The sequence below is a fragment of the Chitinophaga sp. W3I9 genome (assembly GCF_050434025.1).
Classification (GTDB): domain Bacteria; phylum Bacteroidota; class Bacteroidia; order Chitinophagales; family Chitinophagaceae; genus Chitinophaga.
Genome location: NZ_JBNPWC010000001.1, coordinates 424227 through 446712 on the forward strand (window position 1 = coordinate 424227; position 22486 = coordinate 446712).

General features: G+C 46.5%; 21 protein-coding genes. 3 read left to right on the forward strand and 18 right to left on the reverse strand.

Going from position 1 to position 22486, the window contains the following annotated elements; genetic code table 11:
- Window positions 1–5 precede the first annotated feature (5 nt).
- Window positions 6–1040: a thiamine-phosphate kinase gene (thiL, locus tag QFZ51_RS01880; RefSeq protein ID WP_370908609.1), complete on the forward strand. Its 1035-nt coding sequence runs from the start codon at window positions 6–8 to the stop codon at window positions 1038–1040.
- A gap of 254 nt (window positions 1041–1294) precedes the next feature.
- Here thiL and QFZ51_RS01885 read toward each other — a convergent pair whose 3' ends face one another.
- From QFZ51_RS01885 to QFZ51_RS01960, 16 genes are all read right to left on the reverse strand, one after another.
- Window positions 1295–2974, reverse strand: a complete 1680-nt coding sequence (locus tag QFZ51_RS01885) for an ArnT family glycosyltransferase (RefSeq protein ID WP_429042608.1) — start codon at window positions 2972–2974, stop codon at window positions 1295–1297.
- A gap of 40 nt (window positions 2975–3014) precedes the next feature.
- The gene (nagA, locus tag QFZ51_RS01890) at window positions 3015–4112 is read right to left on the reverse strand and encodes an N-acetylglucosamine-6-phosphate deacetylase (RefSeq protein WP_429042611.1); all 1098 of its coding nucleotides are present in this window, start codon (window positions 4110–4112) and stop codon (window positions 3015–3017) included.
- 21 nt (window positions 4113–4133) lie between these two features.
- Complete coding sequence (locus tag QFZ51_RS01895) at window positions 4134–4523, reverse strand: VOC family protein (RefSeq protein ID WP_370908612.1); 390 nt, start codon at window positions 4521–4523, stop codon at window positions 4134–4136.
- Between the two features lie 30 nt (window positions 4524–4553).
- Window positions 4554–5357, reverse strand: coding sequence for an amidohydrolase (locus QFZ51_RS01900; RefSeq protein WP_429042613.1), 804 nt, complete (start codon window positions 5355–5357; stop codon window positions 4554–4556).
- Between the two features lie 65 nt (window positions 5358–5422).
- Window positions 5423–5881, reverse strand: coding sequence for a regulatory protein RecX (locus tag QFZ51_RS01905; RefSeq protein ID WP_429042615.1), 459 nt, complete (start codon window positions 5879–5881; stop codon window positions 5423–5425).
- Window positions 5882–5886: 5 nt separating this feature from the next.
- Window positions 5887–8214, reverse strand: a complete 2328-nt coding sequence (locus tag QFZ51_RS01910; RefSeq protein WP_429042618.1) for an ATP-dependent helicase — start codon at window positions 8212–8214, stop codon at window positions 5887–5889.
- 292 nt (window positions 8215–8506) lie between these two features.
- Window positions 8507–9577, reverse strand: coding sequence for a fatty acid desaturase family protein (locus QFZ51_RS01915; protein ID WP_429042620.1), 1071 nt, complete (start codon window positions 9575–9577; stop codon window positions 8507–8509).
- A 380-nt stretch (window positions 9578–9957) separates the two neighbouring features.
- Complete coding sequence (locus QFZ51_RS01920; RefSeq protein WP_079471211.1) at window positions 9958–10458, reverse strand: RNA polymerase sigma factor; 501 nt, start codon at window positions 10456–10458, stop codon at window positions 9958–9960.
- Window positions 10459–10743: 285 nt separating this feature from the next.
- On the reverse strand, window positions 10744–11280 hold the full coding sequence (locus tag QFZ51_RS01925) for an HdeD family acid-resistance protein (protein WP_429042623.1): 537 nt from the start codon (window positions 11278–11280) through the stop codon (window positions 10744–10746).
- 411 nt (window positions 11281–11691) lie between these two features.
- Complete coding sequence (locus QFZ51_RS01930) at window positions 11692–13203, reverse strand: M28 family peptidase (protein ID WP_429042625.1); 1512 nt, start codon at window positions 13201–13203, stop codon at window positions 11692–11694.
- A 128-nt stretch (window positions 13204–13331) separates the two neighbouring features.
- Complete coding sequence (gene rpiB, locus QFZ51_RS01935) at window positions 13332–13787, reverse strand: ribose 5-phosphate isomerase B (protein WP_370908620.1); 456 nt, start codon at window positions 13785–13787, stop codon at window positions 13332–13334.
- Between the two features lie 30 nt (window positions 13788–13817).
- Complete coding sequence (gene tatC / locus QFZ51_RS01940; protein WP_370908621.1) at window positions 13818–14675, reverse strand: twin-arginine translocase subunit TatC; 858 nt, start codon at window positions 14673–14675, stop codon at window positions 13818–13820.
- Between the two features lie 619 nt (window positions 14676–15294).
- Window positions 15295–16566 (reverse strand): hemolysin family protein, encoded by a 1272-nt coding sequence (locus QFZ51_RS01945; protein ID WP_370908622.1) that lies wholly within the window; start codon window positions 16564–16566, stop codon window positions 15295–15297.
- Window positions 16567–16608: 42 nt separating this feature from the next.
- Window positions 16609–17178: a guanylate kinase gene (gene gmk / locus QFZ51_RS01950; RefSeq protein ID WP_370908623.1), complete on the reverse strand. Its 570-nt coding sequence runs from the start codon at window positions 17176–17178 to the stop codon at window positions 16609–16611.
- 100 nt (window positions 17179–17278) lie between these two features.
- Window positions 17279–18589: a UDP-N-acetylglucosamine 1-carboxyvinyltransferase gene (gene murA, locus QFZ51_RS01955; RefSeq protein ID WP_079471218.1), complete on the reverse strand. Its 1311-nt coding sequence runs from the start codon at window positions 18587–18589 to the stop codon at window positions 17279–17281.
- Complete coding sequence (locus QFZ51_RS01960) at window positions 18586–19305, reverse strand: DUF4290 domain-containing protein (protein WP_429042627.1); 720 nt, start codon at window positions 19303–19305, stop codon at window positions 18586–18588. Before QFZ51_RS01960 ends, murA begins: the two co-directional genes overlap by 4 nt.
- Window positions 19306–19447: 142 nt before the next feature.
- Here QFZ51_RS01960 and QFZ51_RS01965 point away from each other — a divergent pair, with 142 nt between their 5' ends.
- The gene (locus tag QFZ51_RS01965) at window positions 19448–20200 is read left to right on the forward strand and encodes an SDR family NAD(P)-dependent oxidoreductase (protein WP_429042629.1); all 753 of its coding nucleotides are present in this window, start codon (window positions 19448–19450) and stop codon (window positions 20198–20200) included.
- Between the two features lie 109 nt (window positions 20201–20309).
- Complete coding sequence (locus tag QFZ51_RS01970) at window positions 20310–21017, forward strand: alpha/beta fold hydrolase (protein ID WP_429042632.1); 708 nt, start codon at window positions 20310–20312, stop codon at window positions 21015–21017.
- Window positions 21018–21024: 7 nt separating this feature from the next.
- Here QFZ51_RS01970 and QFZ51_RS01975 read toward each other — a convergent pair whose 3' ends face one another.
- Both QFZ51_RS01975 and QFZ51_RS01980 read right to left on the reverse strand, forming a co-directional pair.
- Window positions 21025–21954 (reverse strand): tryptophan 2,3-dioxygenase family protein, encoded by a 930-nt coding sequence (locus tag QFZ51_RS01975; RefSeq protein ID WP_429042634.1) that lies wholly within the window; start codon window positions 21952–21954, stop codon window positions 21025–21027.
- Window positions 21955–22017: 63 nt separating this feature from the next.
- On the reverse strand, window positions 22018–22485 hold the full coding sequence (locus tag QFZ51_RS01980; protein ID WP_079471223.1) for an Lrp/AsnC ligand binding domain-containing protein: 468 nt from the start codon (window positions 22483–22485) through the stop codon (window positions 22018–22020).
- Between the last annotated feature and the right edge of the window lies 1 nt (window position 22486).

The following is a 22486-nucleotide window of genomic DNA, read 5'->3' on the forward strand; positions in this document are numbered from 1 at the left end:
GGAAGATGGAACAGGAAAGAACTGAAATACAGGACCTGGGAGAATTCGGATTAATCGAGTATCTCACCAGGAACATAGAAATACAAAACGCCAGCACCGTATTAGGTGTGGGCGATGATGCCGCCGTGATCGATCACTTCGGCAAACAAACGGTAATCAGCACCGATATGCTGGTGGAAGGCATTCACTTCGACCTGATGTATACGCCACTGAAACATCTCGGGTATAAATCGGTAGTAGTGAACCTGTCGGACATCTACGCGATGAACGCCACGCCTACGCAGATCACGGTGAGCATTGCTTTCTCCAACCGTTTCTCCCTGGAAGCGCTCAATGAATTCTACGAAGGCGTGTATGCTGCCTGCGAAAAATACGGCGTAGACCTGGTTGGCGGCGATACCAGCAACTCCCAAAAAGGTTTTATTATCAGCGTTACCGCCATCGGCGAAGTAACCCCCGACCAGTTCGTAAAACGGTCGACCGCAGAAAAGGGCGACCTGCTCTGCGTTACCGGCGACCTTGGCGCGGCCTACCTCGGTCTTACACTCCTGGAAAGAGAGAAGAAGATATACCTGGAAAGCCCGGAAGTAAAGCCCGACCTGGAAGACCAGACCTACATCATTGGCCGCCAGCTGAAGCCGGAAGCCCGTAAGGATATTATCGAATTCCTGCAGCAGGAAGACATTAAGCCTTCTTCCATGATGGATGTAAGCGATGGTCTCAGCTCTGAAATACTGCATATCGCCAAACAGAGTAACCTGGGCGTTATCGTGTATGAAGAAAAGATCCCTATCGCCCAGGAAAGCAAGGAAATAGCCATGAAATTTGGCCTGGACCCCACTGCCTGCGCGCTAAGTGGTGGCGAAGATTACGAACTGCTCTTTACCATGAAGCAAGCAGACTACGACAAAATTGTACTCAATGAGCAGATCAGTGTGATCGGCTACATGACCGATATCACCGAAGGAGCGCACATCCTCACCAAAGGAGGCAACAAGTACAAACTGGTGGCACAGGGCTGGAACGCGTTCCAGCAGTAAGCGGAGGGACCGCCTTCGGCGGTTGTAAATTGTCTTGGAGCAGGATTACGCTGATTTTACTGATTAGCTTGATTTTTATTCTTTGGATTTTATTAGATTTTAGAAATAATTAAGGGAGATACGAGCGAATATATCCGCTTATATCTCCCTTAATCTATTAAAATCAAAAGTGATCAAATCAAGTTAATCAGTAAAATCAGCGTAATCCTGCTCCAAGACAATTTACAACCGCCGAAGGCGGTCCCTCCGCTGCATTACTTCTCAACAATCACGGGTATCACCGGGCTGTTGTGTGTGGGCGGCATGTCGCCGGCAAACACGGAGAACTTCAGCTGGTATTTGCCCGGCTTATCGGGCATCACCACTTCCAGGTTGATGAGGCGTCGCAGCACGGCCCGTTCCAGGGTCATGGAGGATTTCACCGGTGGCAGGGATTCGTCTTTGGCCATGAACCCGTAGCCCAGTACCGGTTCGTTGGTCCTGTCGAGCCGGATGGGCTGGTGGTAGCCATTGGTAGGTTGCAGGATCACATTTACATGTTCCCCACGTTTTGCCCGGATACTTTTTAGTGCGGGTTTCAACTGTATCAGTGAGTAAGAATAATAATCAGATTGAATGTAGTAGTCCCAGGTGCCATGAATAGTTTTAAGGCTATCTGTGATTGGAATTCCTGTGCCGGGATCAGATACCACCATTACGGGCTTACCCCATAGTTGTGTTTCAGTGTCCCAGAAATTATACTGGCTCCTGCGGGCATAGCGGCTGTTTAGGCTGTAGGAAAGCTGCCCGGTATAAAACATGTACTTCGACGGGCGCTGGTAGCTGTTCACAAAAACCACTGGTCTACCTTGTGCGCGGGCGGCTACCTGTGCCGTCCATTCCTTGTTATGATGGATTTCAGGTCTTATCTCCACTCCCGGCATAAAATCCCAGACCATGTATACCCGCACCACGAGTACCAGCAGCAACGTAACCGGCAAAGTATACAACAACCATTTCTGCGACCAGCCTTTCCGTACAATGGCCTGATGCGCTAGTATTACTACCGGGGTAAAGAGCATCACCGTCCAGTTGGCTTCCACCCTGCCTTTGAAGGTGCTGAGCAGGAAAAAGGACAATACGCCGATCACGCAAAATTTCAGGGCGCGTTCGAAGGAGTTGGTGATGGGGCTGCGGAAGGCATAATACAGTATAAGCCAGCCCAGTAAAGGACCGAATAATAAGAGTTGCCCGCCGAGATAATCGAGCGAGTAACTAATATCATAGGAAGATGCGTTCCTGTCTACCAGGTGATATTGCAGCGAAGGGAAACCGTGGGTATATTGCCAGTAAATATGCGGCAGGAACAACACCGTGGTGAGCACGCAGGCCACATAAAACTTGAATACTTTTAACAGGTTTACGTTGGATAAAACAGTGAAGAACACCAGCAGGATGCCGTGGTATTTACTGTAAAACATCAGTGTCATGGAAATGCCCAGCAGCAGGGTGTTTCTCCAGGTTTGCTCATTTACAAAATTGCGGTATACCCAGAAAAATACTGCGGCAAAAAAGATCAGGGGAACATCCGGCACTGCCAGTATGCCGCCGATCTGCATGGCGCCCATAGATCCGATGAGCAGGTAAAAGAGTTTATTGTCTTTTGAAGCAATCAGTTTGGCGGTAATCCAGAGGGTGAGTGTGTTTACCACAACAATGAGCAGCCTCACTCCCAGTTCATTATGAAAGATCCCGTACCCGATTTTGATCAGCAGCGCAATCATAGGCGGATGATCAAAGTAGCCCCAGTCCATGTGGCGTGAATACACCCAGTAATAGGCTTCATCATCCCACAGCTCAGAAAAGCAGGCCTGTAACAGGCCCAGTACCAGCCAGGAGAGCAGGAACAAATTTTTATACCGGTCTTTTTTCAGAAAGCGAGTTAGTGCGCTCATGCGGATATACAGTATTATTAATCCTGCGAAGATAGGGCTATTAACAGTATACTGTAGTTTCCCAGTTAGAGTCGATGGCTACCAATGCCGCGTCATAGCCTACCGCAATACGGCCCAATGCTTGTTCACGGCCAATTGCGCGGGCCGGATACAGTGATGCCATGCGTAAAGCTTCCTCCAGCGGAATGCCCACCTGTTCCACACAATTGCGGACAGCTTTGGTCATGGTGAGCCGTGAGCCGGACAAAACACCCGAGGCGCTTACATAGCGATCCGTCTCCTTAATATATACATACCCGCCTTCTTTATTCTCCTCCACTGCATCTGTAATCAGGAACAGGCGTTCTTTCATGATCTTTTTGCTGATCCTGATGGAGGCAAAGTCCACATGCACACCGTCTGCGACGATGCTGGCGGATACCTGCGGGTGATCATAAATGGCGCCCACCAGGCCGGGAGCACGGCTTTCCAGCGGCGACATGGCATTAAAAAGATGCGTAGCATGATGAATACCGCTGTCAAACGACGTATAGGCCTGCACGTAAGTAGCGTTACTATGCCCGGCAAATATCACGATACCGGCTGCCTCCAGCTGCCTTACCAGTTCGGGATCACAGCATTCCGGCGCCAGGGTCATGATCTTCACCACATCACGGCCGTTTTCCAGGATCCAGTTAATATCTTCCTGGGTAGGGGAATGAATATATTGTTCGAGGTGCGCGCCTTTTTTCTTCGGGTTGATAAAAGGTCCTTCCAGGTGCAGTCCCAGCACGCCTTGCCCGCCCTGCTCCCAATACGCCTTCACTGCATTCATGGCCTCCAGCATAATTTCGGGGCTGATGGTTGCCACGGTGGGCATGATCCAGGCGGCGCCGCCACCTTTGCTGTAAGCCACAGTGGCCGCCAGGGAGGTAACCGAAGGATACATGGAAAACACGTGGCTGTTGCCTCCGTAGATCTGCAGATCTATAAAAGCCGGAGCCAGCAGGCCTCCTTTCAGGTCTGTTTCGCTGCCGGTTGTTTTCCATTCTGAAGCAGGAACAATGCTGGTAATTTTCCCTCCTTGTGTAATCACTGCATGATCATCCAATATCTCTTCCCCGGTAAAGATCCGGGCATTGATGTAGGCAACAGACATAGCAATAAAATTTTACGGGTGTTAAATGACTTCGTATAACTCTAAAGGCAAACCGTCGGGGTCTGCAAAAAAGGTGAATCGTTGTTGGGTATGCGGATCAATGCGTAGTGGTTCGGTAGTCACGCCTTTCTGCTGCAGTTGTGCAACGGCGGCTTCGATGTCGGCCACTGCGAAAGCGAGGTGGCGAAGCCCGCATGCCTCCGGGTGGCTTGGCCGTGGCGGCGGGTCCGGGAAAGAAAACAGCTCAATAATGTACTGGTTGCCCAGTGCCAGGTCCAGCTTCCAGGAATCCCGTTCTTCCCGGTATACTTCGCGTATTACCTGCAGGCCCAGCACATCGGTATAAAATGTTTTACTCCGGGAGTAATCTGCACAAATAACCGCGATGTGATGGACTGCCTGTAACAACATATAAAAATATCTTTAGTTAGAACGTTGCTATTATCCTTTTGGGAGAATAGTAAATGCGTCGGCATCTTTCAGGAAAGGAATGTTCTTCCTCACTTCTTCCAGCCGCTCACGTTTAAGGGTATACGTAAATATGTCTTCATCGTGCGATTTGCGGTAAATGATTTCTCCCATTGGATCAATCAAACTGGTTTCCCCGCTGTGATAAATATTGTTGCCGTCGTTGCCTACCCGGTTTACACCGATGGCAAAAGCCTGGTTTTCAATAGCGCGGGCCTGCAACAGGGTAGTCCAGGCAGTTTTACGTCTTTCCGGCCAGTTGGCTACATACACCAGCAGATCGTAAGCTGGTTCGTTAGTATCCGGCTGGATGGTATTGCGCGACCATACCGGGAAACGCATATCAAAACAGATGTTCAGATTTATTTTCCAGCCCTTCACCTGCGCAATAAGGCGCTTATCTCCGGGCGTGTAGTGTTCGTGTTCACCTGCATAACCAAACAGGTGGCGCTTATCATAAGTGCCGTAAGTGCCATTGGGCAGCATCCAGACCAGGCGGTTCAGATACTCTCCGTTTTCCTCGATAATCAGGCTGCCGGTGATGATGATATTCTTCTCCGCCGCCTTCTTCTTCATCCACTGTACCGCGGTTCCATCCATTGTTTCAGCCAGCTGCGCTGACTGCATACTGAAGCCGGTGCTGAACATTTCGGGTAAAAATACCACTTCGGTCCTCTCCTTTATGCTGTTGATTTTCTCATCAAACATACGCAGGTTGGCTTCCTTGTCTTCCCAATGCAATTGGGCTTGTATGAGTGTTACTATCAGATCTGACATTATCGGTTATTGTGATCACAAAATTACGGCCTGACGGGTTAGAAACTTTTCAAATTATTGCCCGCTTAAGCCTCGTTCTTTGCAATTTGTTCAAGTGCTTCGTTGATGAGGTCTGGTTCAAAACCTCTTTGAAGGAGATATTGCATGGCCTTATACCTGCGCTTCATGGCTGTTTCTCCTTTGAGCGACTGGTATTTTTTCTCTGCCAGCTTGTGAAGTACTGCGATGTAATCATCGTCATCAATTTCCTCCATTCCTTTTTTGATGCAGTAGGCAGATACCTGTTTCTGCTTCAGCTCCATCATAATTTTTTTGCGCCCCCATTGCTTGATCCGGAATTTGCCGCCGGCGTAGGCTTTGGCAAACCTTTCCTCGTTGAGAAAATTTTCAGCGATGAGCTCAGCAATGGCTTCGTCTACTTCCTCTCCCCTCAGGCCCAGCTCCAGGCATTTGTATTTTGTTTCCTGGTGGCTCCGTTCCTGGTAGGCACAAAACTGCCGGAGTTTTAACATCGCGGTTTTCATGTCACTTATCTTACTATTCTCAGCTTGGCGTAGTTCAGCATAATTTTCTTTTCACCGCCGCCTTTAGGGAAGTTGATGGTGGCAATCCTGTTGTTAGGCGCTCCTTCCATTGCTGCGATGATACCAAATCCAAATTTCTGATGCTCTACCTGCATGCCGGGCTCCATGCCGGCCGGATCGTCCGGGGCAAAATCAGCGGAAGGTAGGTGGGTAGTGGCGGGAGAAAAGGTGGGTTTGGCAGCGGGCTTCTGTGCCACCGGCTGCGACGGTTGCGACGGCGCCTTTTTCCGGTCGAACATATTATTGCTGTTGCTCCATCCGGAAGTGCTGCCACTGCCGAAAGCGTTGCGTACGCTGCCTCCGCCGGCATAGCTGCGGTCAATGAATTTCTCCGGCATTTCTTCAAGGAACCGGCTCGGTTCATTCTGCACCAGGTTACCAAAGCGGTAACGGCTGTTGGCGTATGTGAGCCATAAGCGTGCCTTTGCGCGGGTAATGGCTACATAAAACAGTCTTCTTTCCTCTTCCAGTTCTTCCCGGGTGTTGATAGACATGCCACTGGGGAACAATGTTTCTTCCAGCCCCACGGTGAATACCACCGGGAATTCCAGTCCTTTTGCGGCGTGGATGGTCATCAGTTTCACCACATCGCTGTTTTCATCGCTGCCCTGGTCGGCATCTGTGAGGAGGGTGATTTGCTGAAGATAAGAACCCATGCTTTTATCAAGCAGTTCTCCTTCTTCATCGGGGGTTTCTGTAAACTCTTTGATGGAGTTTAAGAGTTCCTGCACGTTTTCATAACGGGCAAGCCCCTCCGTAGTTTTATCGTTAAACAGTTCTTTTACAATGTTGGTAGATTTACCCACCGCAACAGCCACATCATAGGCGTTGTGCGAGGTGAGCATTGCCTGGAAGCTTTTGATCATGATCACAAATGCTTCTATGGCTTCTACGGTACCGCCTTTAAAGCCGAACTCCCTGGCCCTTTCCAGTACTTCCCACATGGTGATATTGTGTTCATTGCTGAGCACAATGGTTTTTTCGATGGTGGTTTTACCAATACCGCGAACGGGGTAATTGATGATCCTTTTCAGGCTTTCTTCATCGCGGGTATTCATGGTAATGCGCAGGTAAGCCACGTAGTCTTTGATTTCCTTACGCTGGTAGAAAGACAGGCCCCCAAAGATGCGGTATGGAATGGCTTTACGGCGAAGGCTTTCTTCAAAGGAGCGGCTCTGGGCGTTGGTGCGGTACAGGATAACGAAGTCGCGGTTATCATAATGATTCCGCAGTTTCTGTTCCGAAATAGTATCCGCAACAAATTTACCTTCTTCGTTGTCGGTCATGGTGCGTACCAGTTTGATGGTATCGCCTTCGGTGTTATCTGTCCAGAGGTTTTTTTCTATCTGTCCTTTGTTATGTGCAATTACTTCATTGGCTACATTGAGGATGGACTTGGTACTGCGGTAGTTTTGTTCCAGTTTTACCACTTTCACATCATCATAATCCTTTTCAAACTGGAGGATATTTTCGATGGTAGCGCCGCGGAAGGAATAGATACTCTGGGCATCATCTCCCACTACGCAAATATTTTCATTAACAGCGCCGAGTAATTTGATGATTTCGTACTGGGCAGGGTTGGTATCCTGGTACTCATCGATCATGATGTATTTGAACTTGTGCTGGTATTTATGTAGTACTTCCGGGAATGTTTTGAGGAGGATATACATTTTAAACAACAGGTCGTCGAAGTCCATTGCGCCGTTTTTAAACGTGCGTTTGGCGTACATGTCGTAAATTTTGCCGATCAGCGGCCTGTTGGCGCGCATATCTTCCTGTTGTACCAGGTTATCCAACTGGTATTCGTCCGGTCCCATGAGGCTGTTTTTGGCAGCTGAGATGCGGTTATAAACGAAGTTGGGCTTATAGTGTTTATCATCGAGATTTAGCTCGTTGATAATGGTTTTGATAACGCTTTTGGCGTCGTCGGTATCGTAGATGGTAAAGTCGTTGGGATAGCCGAGCCGGTGTGCTTCTGCACGCAGGAGGCGGGCAAATACGGAGTGGAAGGTACCGATGTAAAGGTTACGGGCTTCGCTGCCGCCGAGGATCTTTTCCACACGTTCCTTCATTTCCCGGGCAGCCTTATTGGTAAAGGTGAGGGATAAAATATTAAACGCATCCACGCCATTCCGCATCAGGTGTGCGATACGGGTGGTGAGCACCTTCGTTTTTCCCGAACCGGCGCCCGCTACAATCATCAAAGGGCCGTTGATATGTATTACTGCTTCCCGCTGTTGTTCGTTAAGCTCGTCTAAATAATTTGCCTTCATCACGACTGCTGTTTATATTTTATATGTAGAAAAGATATAGTATTTCTGAAGGGTGTAAAAGTACGAAAAAGGCGGAGAATAGAATCGCCTCCGGTGATGCGTATTTTGTCTTTCTCGCTGATTACGCTGATTATACTGATTAGTTTGATTTTATCTTTTGGATTTTATAAAGGATTAAGGGAGATAGAAGCGGATAATTCGCTTTTATCTCCCTTAATTATATTAATCAAAAAAAATCAGAAAGTAAAAATCAGTATAATCAGCGTAATCAGCGGGAAAGACAAAATCCGCGCTATGGTTTCGCTCCGAGCGCTTTCATGAAGCGGAAGTGCGATACTACTGCTCCCTGCATAGTAGGGATGGAATTGTAAGTAAGGTTATGCTCTGCGCATTTGGCGGCCACAATCTTGCTGAGGGCCGGGTAATGCACATGGCTGATCCTTGGGAACAGGTGATGTTCTACCTGGTAATTCAGACCACCTACAAACCAGGAAATGACTTTATGCCCCGGTGCGAAGTTGGCGGTGGTTTTGATCTGGTGAATAGCCCATTCGTTTTCGATCAGTTTGGCATCCTCGCCTACTGCTTCAAATTCGGTTTCTTCTACTACGTGAGCCAGTTGGAATACGATGGCGAGGGTGAAGCCCATTACCACGTGCATTACGGCGAAGCCGATGGCCCAGGCCTGCCAGCCTACCAATACGATGGGTAAAGCGATATAAAACGCCAGGTATAATACCTTGCTTCCCCAGAACACCATGTGATCGGTTAATTTCATGGGTTGCAGCGGGGTAGTATATACTTTCCGGCTCAGGTATTTCACAAAATCCATGATAAATACCCATGCGAAAGAAGAGATAGCGTATACCAGTACTACGTAAATGTGCTGGATCCGGTGCATGGGCACCCATTTCTGGGAGCTGCACTGTCTCATGAGCGGGCTTTTGGCGATATCGTCATCCAGGCCGTCTACGTTGGTGTAAGTATGGTGAATGATATTGTGTTTCTGTTTCCAGATGAAAGCGTTGCCGCCCAATGCGTTAAGGGTAAGACCAAGGGTATCGTTTACTTTGCTGTTGGTAGAATAACTGCCATGACATGCGTCATGCATTACATTAAACCCGATACTTGCCAGTACAAACCCCAGCAAAGCGCATAAAGTTACCGAGAGCATGGCCGGCATCGATATAAATAATACCGAAAGGTACAGCCCCACCGCCACCGGAATAAGGACAGCGGTTTTTATATATAGTTTCCAGTTACCTGTTTTCTGAATGTTGTTTGATTTAAAATAGTCCTCTACAGCGGATTTGAGTGCTGGAAAGAATAAGGCATTCTTGTTGTTGAAAGTTACTTTAGGCATAAAAAAATAAGCATTGTTGTTGCCGGGCGTACAGTTTAGTTGTAGAGAAACCGGAAAAAAATTGAAAAGTCTACGCTAATAAACGGCTTTTAAACCGGTTTTTATATATTTCCCCCGATAATAAATGGTTATTTAACAAAGATTTGTGCTTATAGAGGGGATTAGAAGCAGCGGGATGACAATCGGAGGAAAAATGGGGATAACAGAAGTTCACAAACAGGTATACAGCAATAACCGGTTATCTGCCGGAGCAGACAATAAAACACACAAACAACAACACCTGCTACGAGGTATTAGCAGCGTCTTCAATGGTCACACTGAGGGTTTGCAGACTTCTGTTATCCAGAGTCTGATGATACTATTGTAAGATTAACGAGCGGCTAATGCCTTGTGATACGCGTCTTCAGCATTTTCCGGGCAAAGTGGATACGGCTTTTTACCGTACCCAATGGTTCATTGAGTATAGCTGCAATTTCATAATACTTATAGCCTTCAAAATACAACAGGAATGGTTGCTTAAAAATAACCGGCAGATTATACACTGCCATCTGCACGTCTTTCACCCGCAGGTCTGATTCTGCAAAGTTTCCGATGGCAGAAGGCTGGTGGCTCAACAGGTAATCTCCTACTGCATTATCCAGCAACCGGTATTGGCGGTTACCGCGACGATAGTTATTAATGAAGATATTTCTCATGATCGTATATAGCCAGGCGCGGATGTTAGTGCCGGCGAGATATTTATCACGATTAGACAGTGCTCTGAATAAGGTTTCCTGGTAAAGATCTTTTGCGGATTCAGAGTCTTTAGTCAATGTTACAGCATATGGCCGCAGGAAATCGGCATTTCCGAGTAATAAGTTATTAAATTCGGTGGATGACATAACGGTTAACTTTAAAGTATTCACAATTAGCTAGAACAACAGCCTGTAAATGGGCCGGGAGAAATAGCATCTGGGGTACCGCGGGTCTCCTTCCGGCGGATACTGCCGGCACCTGCCACGCTAATTTAAAAGGGAGGTATCAACACCCTGACAAACGGCAGCAACAGGTGCCCTAGTCAGGTGTTGTGACAATCATAAAGAACGGTTTTAGTTAAAGAATAAGCTTGCATAATGGGGTGCTTTAAAAAATAGTAAATCAGGGTATTGTATCCTTCAATTATATAGCTATCGTTTAATGCTTCGCAGTCTGAATGATAGTAAAATGAGCATGATTCCTGTGAAAATTGCGTATATCCCAAAGATCCAGGTAAGTGTAGCGGCGGCAGCCACGGGGTTTGCGACGAGGAGAATTCCAAAGATAATGGTCAGCAAACCGCCCGCAATATACCAGCCCTCACCTGTTATCACTTTCCTTAACCTGATGGCAATGATCAGCTCAAACAGGCCTGCCAGCGCAGCCCAGAAAGCAACCAGGTAAATGAGTGCAGCGCCGGTAGCAAAAGGATTGTAAAAAGTGAGGATACCTAATATAACGCCCAGCAGGCCCGAAAGCAGGAAAATACCCCAGTTCTCGTTCGTTTTCCTGGCTGCTATTGCACCTGCCACAGCAAAAAGGCCGGCAATAAAAAGATATGCGCCTAAGAAAACGATCAATGTGGTAAAAGTAACACCAGGCCAACCTACGGCCAGTACTCCCAATACGAGGGCGAAAGTTCCTCTTAATAAAAAGAGCCACCAGTAAGCGTTATAAAAATCAGGCATGCATTCTCAGTTTTAGGTTTCCACTACGAGTGCTGTATTATGGCAGGGTGTACCATTGCGCGCTATGAGCATTTCCGTTTCTCAACATTCTGAACAACCAGGATTATTAGCTACAAATACTTCAATGCATTAACCAGGTGTTTCCGTCGTAAACAATCAGGGGCACAAGGGTGCTCGCCTTGTGGGATAGCATTTTATCTAAAACAGAAAAAGGTGGCAGGTGTTTCCATACTGGTAAGTTTATATGGTAAATAATCGCCTCAACTACTTGTAACTTGATTCACCTGTTCATTTTTTTTAAAAAGAGACTCTATACACAATTTAAAAAAATTTGTTAAAAAAAACAAAAAGGATTTAGCCGGTACATCCATACCGGAATCAGGGATTTTTTGGAAGATTTAAGCTTATTGGTTATTTTTCGTGCCGGTCAACCACCAGTTTCTGCTCGCGGTTGGCAATTTCCCAGGCGGTGTAGAAAACCAGGCGGGCTCTTTTCGCCAGGAGGTCGTAGCTGATCTTCTCTACAGTATCTGTTGGGGCATGATAATCAGCATGTGTGCCATTAAAATAAAAAATGATGGGAATGCCATGTTGTGCAAACATATAGTGATCTGAGCGGTAGTAGAATCCTTCCGGATCGTTGGGATCGTTATATTTATAGTCCAGTTTAAGATGAGTATAGGTGTCATTGGCTTTCTCATTAACCGGCCGCAATTCAGAGCTGAGTTTGTTATCGCCGATTATATACACATAATTGGTATCCTTTTCATGTGCAGGATCAATGCGTCCTATCATGTCAATGTTCAGATCGGTTACGGTGTTGGCCAACGGGTAAACAGGATGCTCGGTATAATATTGGGAGCCCAGCAATCCCTTTTCTTCGCCAGACACGGTCATAAATACCATACTTCTCCGCGGACCGTTGCCGGCTTTTTTGGCGCGTGCAAAAGCAGCAGCAATTTCTATCACAGCGCTGGTACCTGATCCGTCGTCGTCTGCGCCATAAAAAATTTCGTCGTCTTTTTTACCAAGATGATCATAGTGGGCAGTCACAAAAACAACTTCCTCTTTTTTATCGGTGCCTTCCAGGTAAGCCAGTACATTGGAGGGTTGCAAAACGGTAGCTGCTTTATCAAAAACAAGATGAACCGGTATTTGCGTAACCGGCGATGGCTTCCAGCCCCTGTTTATTTCTTCGAGGAGATTATCGCCTTTATCGGTACGGAGTATATCGGCGGCCAGAGCCGGGGTGATATAATAAATATTTGGATTCCAGGAGGTATCTTTTTGCCAGTAAAGTCCGGTGGTATGGAGCTTTTTCTGCTCCAGGGAGCGGTATCTGCCGGCAGCGGGGCTGATGATCAGTAAGGCAGCCACGCCTTTATTTTTCGCGGTGCTGATCCTCTCGTCGAGGCTGCGGCGGTCCCGTTGCAATCCTTTCCTGACATCATCCCTGATCATCACTACCTGGCCTTTTACGTCCATGTTTTCATAATCATTGTGATCTGCCGTAACTACACCTGCATCTGCATAAAATACGCGGGATACGCGTAGATCCTGTTTGTTGCCGGAGCGGAGATCCGCGAGAAAGTCCTGTGCAAATAAATATGTTTTATTACCTACGGTGATAGTGCTTTTGAGCAAACTATCTGAATAGATGGGATAATATTGTTCCCATTTCCCATGGGCGCCGGGCTGAAGTCCTGCGGCTGAGAACTGGCTGATGATATAGGCCGCAGCCCTCTCCTGTCCTCTTGTGGCGGTTTCCCTTCCTTCCATTTCCGGGCCTGCTATAATGTGCAGTTGCCGGCTAAGACCGGCGGCGGTAATGGTTTCACCATATTCTGCAGCCACCCCGTTATTGGTTTGTGCCTGCGCAATATTCATCAGCAACAGTAAGGCGACAGCAAACAGAACTCTCATGGAGTAATTTTTTATAGTCAGATTCACATGAATATTAAATAAAAAGAGCCGGTTGGAAGCCGGCTCTTTAATATTACTACAATTTCGTGTATTCGTTACAGTAAAAAATGATATATGGCTTTAAACCGTTACAGGCAAACCATTTTACGTACGCGGTCCTGGTGGCGGCCACCTTCAAACGGCGTACCCATAAACACTTCCACCATTTGATTGGCTGCAGGAATATCCACAAAACGGGCAGGGATACACAACACATTTGCGTTGTTGTGTGAACGTGCCAGCCGCGCCAGTTCTTCTCCCCAGCAGATGGCAGCACGGATACCCTGGTGTTTGTTGGCGGTAATAGCCACCCCGTTGGCGCTGCCGCAAATAAGAATACCGAAGGCCGCTTGTTCCCTTTCTACTGCTGTAGACACCGGGTGCGCATAATCAGGATAATCCACAGAATCTTTCGAGTGGGTGCCGTAATCCTTTACCTGCAGGCCTTTCGACTCCAGGAAAGAAATTACTTCTTCTTTATATTCATATCCTGCATGATCAGAACCGATAGCCACGGGCAATGTCAGGTTAAATATATTTTCCATTTTCAATATCTTATTAACTGTTAGAGATAATTAAGACCACTCTTCCACATCTGTTTTAGCCATCTTGTCTTCACGATCTTTCAGCGCCTTTTTCGATATAAAGATACTGATTTCATACAGACAGTATAAGGGTACAAATACGATCAGCTGATCTATCAGATCCGGCGGCGTAATTACTGCAGCCAGGATCAGGATCACCACGATGGCATGACGCCTGTAAGCTTTGAGGAAATCCGGTGTGAGGATGCCCAGTTTGGTGAGGAAAAATACGAGGATAGGCAATTCAAAGAGGATCCCCATACCCAGTACGATCTGTGTCATCAGATCAAAGTAATCATCTATAAAAAACTGGTTTACAGCTTTTGCCGTAACCGTATAGGAAGCGAGGAAGTTGATGGTGAAGGGCGCCATCAGGAAATAGGCGAATCCGATACCGAGGAAAAACTGAAAAGATACCCAGAAGATCACGCCTCTTGCTCCTTTCAGTTCTCTTTCTTTCAGCGCTGGTTTTACGAAGCGCCAGAACTCCCAGAAAATGTACGGAAAGGCGCAAATAAAGCCGATCATGAACGCCAGTTTAAATTGCAGCATAATCTGCCCCACCATCTTATAATTCAAAAACTGGACCTTTACAGGTGTAATACAGAGCCGGTCGCCCATGCCTATCCAATGGCTGATTTTACATAGTATCACGTAAGAAGGGAAGTCGGCGTTGGTAGGTCCAAAAATTACGTTGTCCAGAATTTCCTCTGTATATAAAAAGCCGAATACGCTGAATGCAACAAGTGCCAGGGCCGATCTGACAAGGTGCCACCGGAGATCTTCGAGGTGGTCGAAAAAAGACATCTCTGCCTTATCCTCATTGCTTGCGAATAATTTCTTTAACATACTTTATACGGTCGAACGATGTTGAATACAGTTTCTTATTAAGGATCACAAATATAGCTGTTGCATACTACAAATTACAGTGTGCAGCCATAAAGTGCCCTATTTTAATATTGCTTTAATCGAAGGTGGTGACTATGCCAATGGCATGTACGTAAAAAGAAAAAATCAGGAAGAAGAAAAAGAAGAAAAGCGTAGGAGCAGTTGGGAGAAAAAAAAGAGCCAGCCCGAGAAGAATCAAGAGCCGGCCTTTCATCCATTGTTTGTTAACCCCAAAAAAGTTGAATTCGAGAATGTCTTTAGCTTCCAGTTATGCTACTTACCTAATTGATGGCAAGCGTTCAGAATAAGTAAGAATCCCTGGTTGCGTTTTATATTGTAATACAAAAATAACAAGAATTATTTTATTATCAATGTTGGAACACTTTTTTTACAACCTTTTAACAAAAATCAAATCATTGTGTTACATCATCTGGAGCAAATGTATACAATCCGTGTTAAATTCCTACTACTTTTTTTAAAAACGTTTTAGCAAAATTGTTATTGTATCGTTAACCATTACATTACGGAAATAATTATATCATATTAATATCAGATAAGTCAACCGATTTAACGGTAACCCTTATACTAACATCTTCATCTTCACCATTTCGATCCTGGTATCCGTAACATTCAGAATATCAAACTCATAATCATCGATTATAATGCGTTCCTTGATCTTTGGAATGGTTTCGTGATGGTTGATAATGTATCCGGACAATGTTTCACTTTCATCTTCCGGAAAGTCCAGTCCATATCTCTCATTCAAGTAATCAAGCTCTAATCTTCCGGAAAAAATATATTCTTTTTCAGCGATCTGCTTTTCTACAAATTCTTCTTCATCGTGTTCATCCTTGATTTCTCCGAAAATTTCTTCCAGTACATCTTCAATGGTTACGATACCTGCCGTTCCTCCGAACTCATCTACTACCCAGGCAATACTCTTACGTTCTTTGTTGAACTTACTGAGCAGGTCAATAGCGCTCATTGTTTCCGGTACCGCCAATATGGGATGAATGATGCTTTTAATATCAGGCGGGCTCTTAAACATATCCAACTGGTGGATGTAGCCCAGGATGTTATCAATGGAACCTTCGTAAATAATGATCTTAGATAGTTTGGTGTCCATAAATTTACTCCGGGCATCACTGAGTGGCCGGTGTATTTCGAGCGCTTCTATTTCCTTGCGGGGAATCAGGCAGCCACGGATTTTTACATGTGCAAGTGACAAAGCATTTTCAAACAGCTCTGTATTCAGCTCCTGGTTATTTTCCCCGAAGTGCTGTTGCGACTGCCGGATAAAATGTTCTACATCCACGCGGGTGAAGGATTCACCATTTTCCACGATACGGACGTTGAACAAATATTTCAGCATCCATTCGGAGATCGAAGCGAGTACATTACCGATCACATACAATGGTTTGGCCACTAAGGAAACGGGCAGTGCAAAGAAACTGAGCAGTGCTTCGGGTCTTGACCGGAAAATTGCCCGTGGAATAAAAAAGCCAAGGAATAATACCAGCAGGGTGGCCAGTATTATTTCAACGAAAATAATAAAGGGTTGAATGCTGGCGGAATCAGGCGTCCGCATAATAGTGTCCAGCGCCGGCTGAAATACGCCTGCCACGAGGATCCCATAAACAACTATGGTGATCGTGAATCCTACCAGGCTGGTAGCCAGGAAGCGACTGGGGTTTTCATTCAGACTGGCCAGTATTTTGCCAGTAGCCCTGCCTTGCTTTTTTTTGAGCTCAATGCTAAGTTTGTTAACATTGGCAAAGGCAGCTTCGATACCTGAAAAGAAGCCTGCCAGCAATACCAGGAAAACCAAAATAATTATTGTGTATCCGTCCATCCTAACAAAAATAACGAATTAGGAAAACCAACGATCACGTCGCTATTTTATATTTAAAAAATCTGTCACCAGTTTTTTTACTTCTTCATAGGCGTGCTCCAGTTCGTCGTTCACCACAATCTGGTCAAATTCATGGGAAAACGACAGCTCATAGCGTGCTTTGGCGAGCCGTTCGTCCAGTGAGGACTGTGATTCCGTTCCTCTTTCACTGAGCCGGACGCGCAAGGCATCTAACGAGGGGGGCTGTATGAAAATAGTGAGTGCGTTGTCGTGATATTTTTCTTTGATAGATAATGCGCCCTTTACATCGATGTCCACCATCGGGATCTGGTTGTTGTTCCAGATACGCTCCAGTTCACTTTTCAGGGTTCCGTAATATTTACCGGCATACACCATTTCATATTCTGCGAAGGCGTTTTCTTCAATCCGCTGATGAAATTCATCGGAGGACAGGAAGTAGTAGTCCTTTCCGTGTACTTCGCTGGCACGCGGGGTGCGGGTGCTGGCGGAAATAGAAAAGGACAGTACCGGCATGTTAGCCAGCAGTTTTTTCACGATGGTGGTTTTACCGGCGCCTGAAGGAGCGGTAACGATGATGATCTTTCTTTCCATTATTAATTACAATCAAGGTAGCGGTTACTTCAAATGCAAAACCCAAAAACCAGTAAAATGTTTTGCTGGTATTTGGGTTTGATGAAGTATCAACAACTGTTTATACTCTCTTTATGTCTGCTCCCAGCTTTCTCAACCTTTCGTCGATGTATTGGTAGCCACGGTCTATCTGGTCAATGTTCTGAATGGTGCTCTTTCCTTCTGCGCTGAGTGCAGCGATCAGCAGGGATACCCCGGCGCGGATATCGGGAGATGACATGGTGATTCCGCGCAGGTTGTGCTGGCGGCCCAAACCGATTACCACTGCACGGTGCGGATCGCATAATACGATCTGTGCGCCCATGTCTATCAGTTTATCCACGAAAAACAGGCGGCTTTCAAACATCTTCTGATGGATCATCACGCTGCCTTTTGCCTGTGTAGCAACTACCAGCACAATACTGAGCAGGTCCGGCGTAAACCCCGGCCAGGGATGATCAGAAATGGTAAGAATGGAGCCATCGAGAAATGTCTGGATTTCGTAGGAGTCCTGCGAAGGAATATAAATATCGTTTCCCCTGATTTCCAGTTGGATACCTAACTGACGGAATTTTTCCGGGATGATACCCAGGTTATCTACACCTGCATTCTTAATAGTGATTTCGCTTTGCGTCATGGCGGCCAGGCCAATGAAGGAGCCTATTTCGATCATATCCGGGAGCATGCTGTGTTCGCAGCCGCCAAGATATTTCACGCCTTCAATGGTGAGGAGGTTGGAGCCTACTCCGCTGATGCGGGCGCCCATTCGGTTCAGCATTTTACACAGCTGCTGGAGATATGGTTCGCAGGCAGCGTTGTAAATAGTGGTGGTTCCTTCGGCCATTACCGCTGCCATTACAATATTGGCAGTACCGGTAACGCTTGGCTCATCCAGCAGCATATAAGTGCCTTTGAGCCCTCCGGAAGATTCCAGGCGGAAGTAGTTATCATCCGCATCATATACAAACCTGGCTCCCAGTTTCTCGAACCCGATGATATGAGTATCCAGTCTGCGGCGGCCTATTTTATCACCACCGGGTTTTGGGATGAAGGCGCGTCCGAACCTTGCCAGCAGCGGACCTGCAATCATCACCGAGCCACGGAGACGGCCGGATTTCTTTTTAAACTCAGGGCTTTCCAGGTATTTCAGGTCTACTGCATCTGCCTGAAACTCGCAGGTATCCCTGCTGATACGATTCAATTTTACGCCAGCATCTCCTAACAGCTCTATCAGCAGATTTACATCTACTATATCCGGAATATTGGTGATAGTAACCTTTTCGGGGGTTAGCATCACAGCACTGATGATTTGTAAAGCTTCGTTTTTGGCACCCTGGGGTATAATTTCTCCCTTTAAGCGGTTGCCGCCTCTTACTTCAAAAGCACTACTCACTTGTTCCTGTTTTTGTTGTATTTGTTATTGTGCTTATTGTTATTATCCCGGCTTTTGCTGCCGCCACTGCCGCTATTGCTGCTTTTGAACTTGTTTTGCTGGAAGTTTTTGCGTTTACTGGAGCGGAACTGGTCGGCTGCGCCTGCTACGTTGCCGCTTGGTACAAAGCTTACAGGGGCTGGAATATGGGCAGTATGGCCCGGGTGGAATTCCAGCTGGTTGTCTGTAATAGCCAGTAATTCTGCCTTGATGGCATCATCGTGTACACTTTCCTTGTGCCAGTTACTGTAGGCCAGTTTCATATAGTTACCGATGCATTGGGTAAACCCTTCCTTTTTTTCGGGATTATCTTCGTGTACGGCTTTGTCAATGATCATTTCCAGGTTTTTACCGAAGTGACGGTTCCTGGGATATTTTTTTGGATAAGGAAGTCTGTCGGGTTTGGCTCTGAGCTTTTCAATAGTGGGGATTGGATAGGGTGATTCCACCTTCAGGTTAAAGCCGGAGATATTAAAAATATGATCCCATAATTTATGCCTGAAGTCTTCCACATTGCGTAAATGCGGGTTCAGCGTACCCATCAGCTCTATTACAGCCATAGCATTACGCTGGCGCTCTTCGTCGTCTTCTATGGTTACCAGGTACTCCACCATTTTCTGGATATTCCTGCCATATTCCTTCATTATCAGGTAATTGCGCGTGGTATTGTATTCCATTACTAGTATTTAAAAAAACATGATTTGATGATGGGACATCTTAAGTGAAGAAAATTAATCGGCAACATCTATGCAAACATAATAAAAAAATATGAGGAACATTTCATTGGGCTGTATTGTTTATTAGAGCAAAAACATTGTTATGGACCAATTGAAAAACAAGGTAGCGCTGGTTACTGGCGCGGGTTCCGGCATTGGTAAATGTGTAGCGGAGCTGTATGCCGCCAATGGCGCGGCTGTGGTGATCAGTGATATTGATGAAAAGGGTGGAAAAGCCGTGGCAGACGGGATCAGCAGCAAAGGAGGCAGGGCCATCTTTGTAAAATCGGATAGCAGTAGCCCGGCCGACTGTGAGCAACTGGTGTCCAAAACCCTGGCGGAGTTCAAACAGCTGGATATTGCCTGTAATAATGCCGGTATTGGCGGAGCAGCAGCGCCCACGGGTGAGTATAAGCTGGAGGAGTGGCAAAAAGTTATTAACATAAATCTCAATGGCGTTTTTTATGGCATGCGCTATCAGTTGCCAGTGATGGAAAAGGCCGGTAGCGGTGTAATTGTGAACATGGCCTCCATACTTGGAGCGGTAGGTTTCGCAGGGTCCTGTGCTTATGTGGCGGCCAAACATGGCGTGGTAGGGCTTACCCAGGCGGCGGCAGTGGAATATTCCGCCAAAGGCGTCCGGGTAAATGCGGTAGGGCCGGGATTTATTGAAACCCCATTATTAACCAAACATCTGAGCCAGCAGGAGATGCAGGCACTTGTGGGTTTGCATCCCATAGGGCGGCTGGGCAAGCCGGAAGAGGTTGCAGAACTGGTATTATGGCTCAGTTCTCCGCAATCCTCTTTCGTAACCGGCAGCTACTATCCCATCGATGGAGCATACCTGGCCAGATGATTTGGTTATGTTGTTTTTTGGGTATTTCAGGGAGATAAAAAATAGCTGTCTCCCTGAAAAATTCAAATAATCAAACAGGCAAATCCAAAATGTTTGCTAGTTTTAGTCAATGCAAACACATAAACTCCCCATACTTTTTTTACATGGCGCACTGGGCGCCTCTTCCCAATTTGAACCGCTGGCTAAGGAAATGTCTGACCATTACGATGTGCACCTGATTAATTTCAGCGGGCACGGCGATGTGCCTTTTTCGGAGCAGGGGTTCAGCATCCAGGTATTTGCGGCGGAAGTATTATCCTATCTTGAAACCCATCAACTCGACTTTGTACACATTTTCGGATACAGCATGGGTGGTTATGTAGCCATGTACCTGGCGCGGCATTACCCGGAAAAGACCGGGCGCGTGATTACGCTGGCCACCAAGTTTAACTGGAACGAGGCTACTGCCGGAAAAGAGATACGGCAGCTGAATCCGGATTTAATTGAAGAGAAGGTGCCGGCTTTTGCCAGGGTGCTGGAAGCCCGGCATACTGCCAGCGACTGGAAAACCGTGGTGACGCGCACGGCACAGCTGATAGAGGAACTGGGGCATCAGTCGCTGCTGAAGCCAGCCGATTATGCCCGGGTAGTAACCCCTTGTATGCTGATGATGGGTGACCGGGACAACATGGTGTCTTTCCATGAAACCATTGAGGTGTACAGTGGCCTTCCGCTGGCGCAGTTAACGGTGATGCCGGATACGGCACATCCACTGGAAAAAGCGGATGTACCGTTACTGGCTTATTATTTAAGAAGATTTACCACGCAGGATATCTGACGGCGTTTTACTCGCCCATAGCAATTTTACCCCAGTTGTTGAGTTCTTCTTCCGTCCATAGTTCGGGGAAGAAAACGATGCGTTTATTTTTTGGAGGCAGGAATTGCTGCCAGTTGGTGCCTCCGGTGGCGGCAATGTCTTCCGGCCTTTTATGCAGGTATCTTACCGCGGATTTGTAGTGCATCAGCGGCCAGCGTACGTTTACATTGAGATCGTACTCCTTTAACAGGGGGATTAATTCCGTTTGTTCCGCGGGGGAGAGCTTTTTATAGCTGGCCAGCAGGTTACTGTCTTTGTACTCAGTGGCCAGTTTCAGGAAGGTATCCATATATTTCAGTTCAAACTGGCGGAGGGTAAGTGTTTTTTTACCTGTAGCCAGTTCGGTGGCGCCGCTTCTCCAGTAGATTTTGTCCAGCACGTCTTTCAGTTCCTGGCCTTCCACTTCCGGGCGCTGGGGTTCGTATACCAGGTTGTTTAGCCGGGTAGAGCAGATCTCGATCATGCGGAATTGTCCGCTCTGAAAGCCACTGGCAGGTAACAGCGCCATGCGGAATTGCAGGAACTGTTCCTTGTCCATCCCATCTACCATTATTTCAAATGAGCTGATAAGACTGTGGAAATAGTTGTTGATCCTTTTAAGCTGGGTTTTAAATATCTCAGCTGACAGTACAGGTGCAAGGCTGATTTGTTCGATTGCCTGCAACGATAATTTCAAATACAATTCCGTGATCTGGTGATAGATGATGAATATTCTTTCATCAGGAATTGGTGTGCGTGGATGTTGCAGATTAAGCAATACATCAAGCTGAATATAATCCCAATAAGTGAGGTAGTCCGCGTACAGAAGGCCATCCAGGTAGGATGACAGGTTCTGGCCCATGGCGGCATACTTTTCTTCCAGCCGTTGAATTTTTTCGGCGATTTCTGTTGTAACCATGGCGAAAATTAATAATTAAGAATGAAATAGCAACAGGGTAAGCCTTTCATACTTAAAAACTAATTATTCTACCACGTTAATTGTTCTGTAAAAGCTTTCTTCCAGGGAAATCAGGGTTTCAGTTCTCTCAATGCCTTTAATTTTCTGCAGTTCATCGTGGAGGATACGGCGGAGCTGGGTGATATCTTTACAGATAATTTCTGCAAACATGCTGTAACTGCCCGTTGTATAGTTAAGGCGTACCATTTCGGGTATTTTCCTTAATTCCTTGGCTACCGTGTCGTACATGGAGCTTTTTTCCAGATAAATGCCGATAAAAGCGATCACATCATAGCCGATCATTTTTAAATCTACATGTAATTTAGTACCTTTAACTACACCCAGTTCTTGTAATTTCTTCATTCTCACGTGGATAGTCCCGCCGGAAACGAACAATTTCTTCCCCAGGTCGGCGTAGGAGATCTCAGCATTAGACATCATCTCGCTGATAATCTGCAAATCTAGTTTGTCAATATTCAAATTGTGGCTCATT

Excerpts from the sequence above, each read along its gene's own strand:
- thiL (WP_370908609.1), top strand. The coding sequence starts at position 6 with ATGGAACAGGAAAGAACTGAAATACAGGACCTGGGAGAATTCGGATTA.
- QFZ51_RS01885 (WP_429042608.1), bottom strand. The coding sequence starts at position 2,974 with ATGAGCGCACTAACTCGCTTTCTGAAAAAAGACCGGTATAAAAATTTG.
- nagA (WP_429042611.1), bottom strand. The coding sequence starts at position 4,112 with ATGTCTGTTGCCTACATCAATGCCCGGATCTTTACCGGGGAAGAGATA.
- QFZ51_RS01895 (WP_370908612.1), bottom strand. The coding sequence starts at position 4,523 with ATGTTGTTACAGGCAGTCCATCACATCGCGGTTATTTGTGCAGATTAC.
- QFZ51_RS01900 (WP_429042613.1), bottom strand. The coding sequence starts at position 5,357 with ATGTCAGATCTGATAGTAACACTCATACAAGCCCAATTGCATTGGGAA.
- QFZ51_RS01905 (WP_429042615.1), bottom strand. The coding sequence starts at position 5,881 with ATGAAAACCGCGATGTTAAAACTCCGGCAGTTTTGTGCCTACCAGGAA.
- QFZ51_RS01910 (WP_429042618.1), bottom strand. The coding sequence starts at position 8,214 with ATGAAGGCAAATTATTTAGACGAGCTTAACGAACAACAGCGGGAAGCA.
- QFZ51_RS01915 (WP_429042620.1), bottom strand. The coding sequence starts at position 9,577 with ATGCCTAAAGTAACTTTCAACAACAAGAATGCCTTATTCTTTCCAGCA.
- QFZ51_RS01920 (WP_079471211.1), bottom strand. The coding sequence starts at position 10,458 with ATGTCATCCACCGAATTTAATAACTTATTACTCGGAAATGCCGATTTC.
- QFZ51_RS01925 (WP_429042623.1), bottom strand. The coding sequence starts at position 11,280 with ATGCCTGATTTTTATAACGCTTACTGGTGGCTCTTTTTATTAAGAGGA.
- QFZ51_RS01930 (WP_429042625.1), bottom strand. The coding sequence starts at position 13,203 with ATGAGAGTTCTGTTTGCTGTCGCCTTACTGTTGCTGATGAATATTGCG.
- rpiB (WP_370908620.1), bottom strand. The coding sequence starts at position 13,787 with ATGGAAAATATATTTAACCTGACATTGCCCGTGGCTATCGGTTCTGAT.
- tatC (WP_370908621.1), bottom strand. The coding sequence starts at position 14,675 with ATGTTAAAGAAATTATTCGCAAGCAATGAGGATAAGGCAGAGATGTCT.
- QFZ51_RS01945 (WP_370908622.1), bottom strand. The coding sequence starts at position 16,566 with ATGGACGGATACACAATAATTATTTTGGTTTTCCTGGTATTGCTGGCA.
- gmk (WP_370908623.1), bottom strand. The coding sequence starts at position 17,178 with ATGGAAAGAAAGATCATCATCGTTACCGCTCCTTCAGGCGCCGGTAAA.
- QFZ51_RS01960 (WP_429042627.1), bottom strand. The coding sequence starts at position 19,305 with ATGGAATACAATACCACGCGCAATTACCTGATAATGAAGGAATATGGC.
- QFZ51_RS01965 (WP_429042629.1), top strand. The coding sequence starts at position 19,448 with ATGGACCAATTGAAAAACAAGGTAGCGCTGGTTACTGGCGCGGGTTCC.
- QFZ51_RS01970 (WP_429042632.1), top strand. The coding sequence starts at position 20,310 with ATGCAAACACATAAACTCCCCATACTTTTTTTACATGGCGCACTGGGC.
- QFZ51_RS01975 (WP_429042634.1), bottom strand. The coding sequence starts at position 21,954 with ATGGTTACAACAGAAATCGCCGAAAAAATTCAACGGCTGGAAGAAAAG.
- QFZ51_RS01980 (WP_079471223.1), bottom strand. The coding sequence starts at position 22,485 with ATGAGCCACAATTTGAATATTGACAAACTAGATTTGCAGATTATCAGC.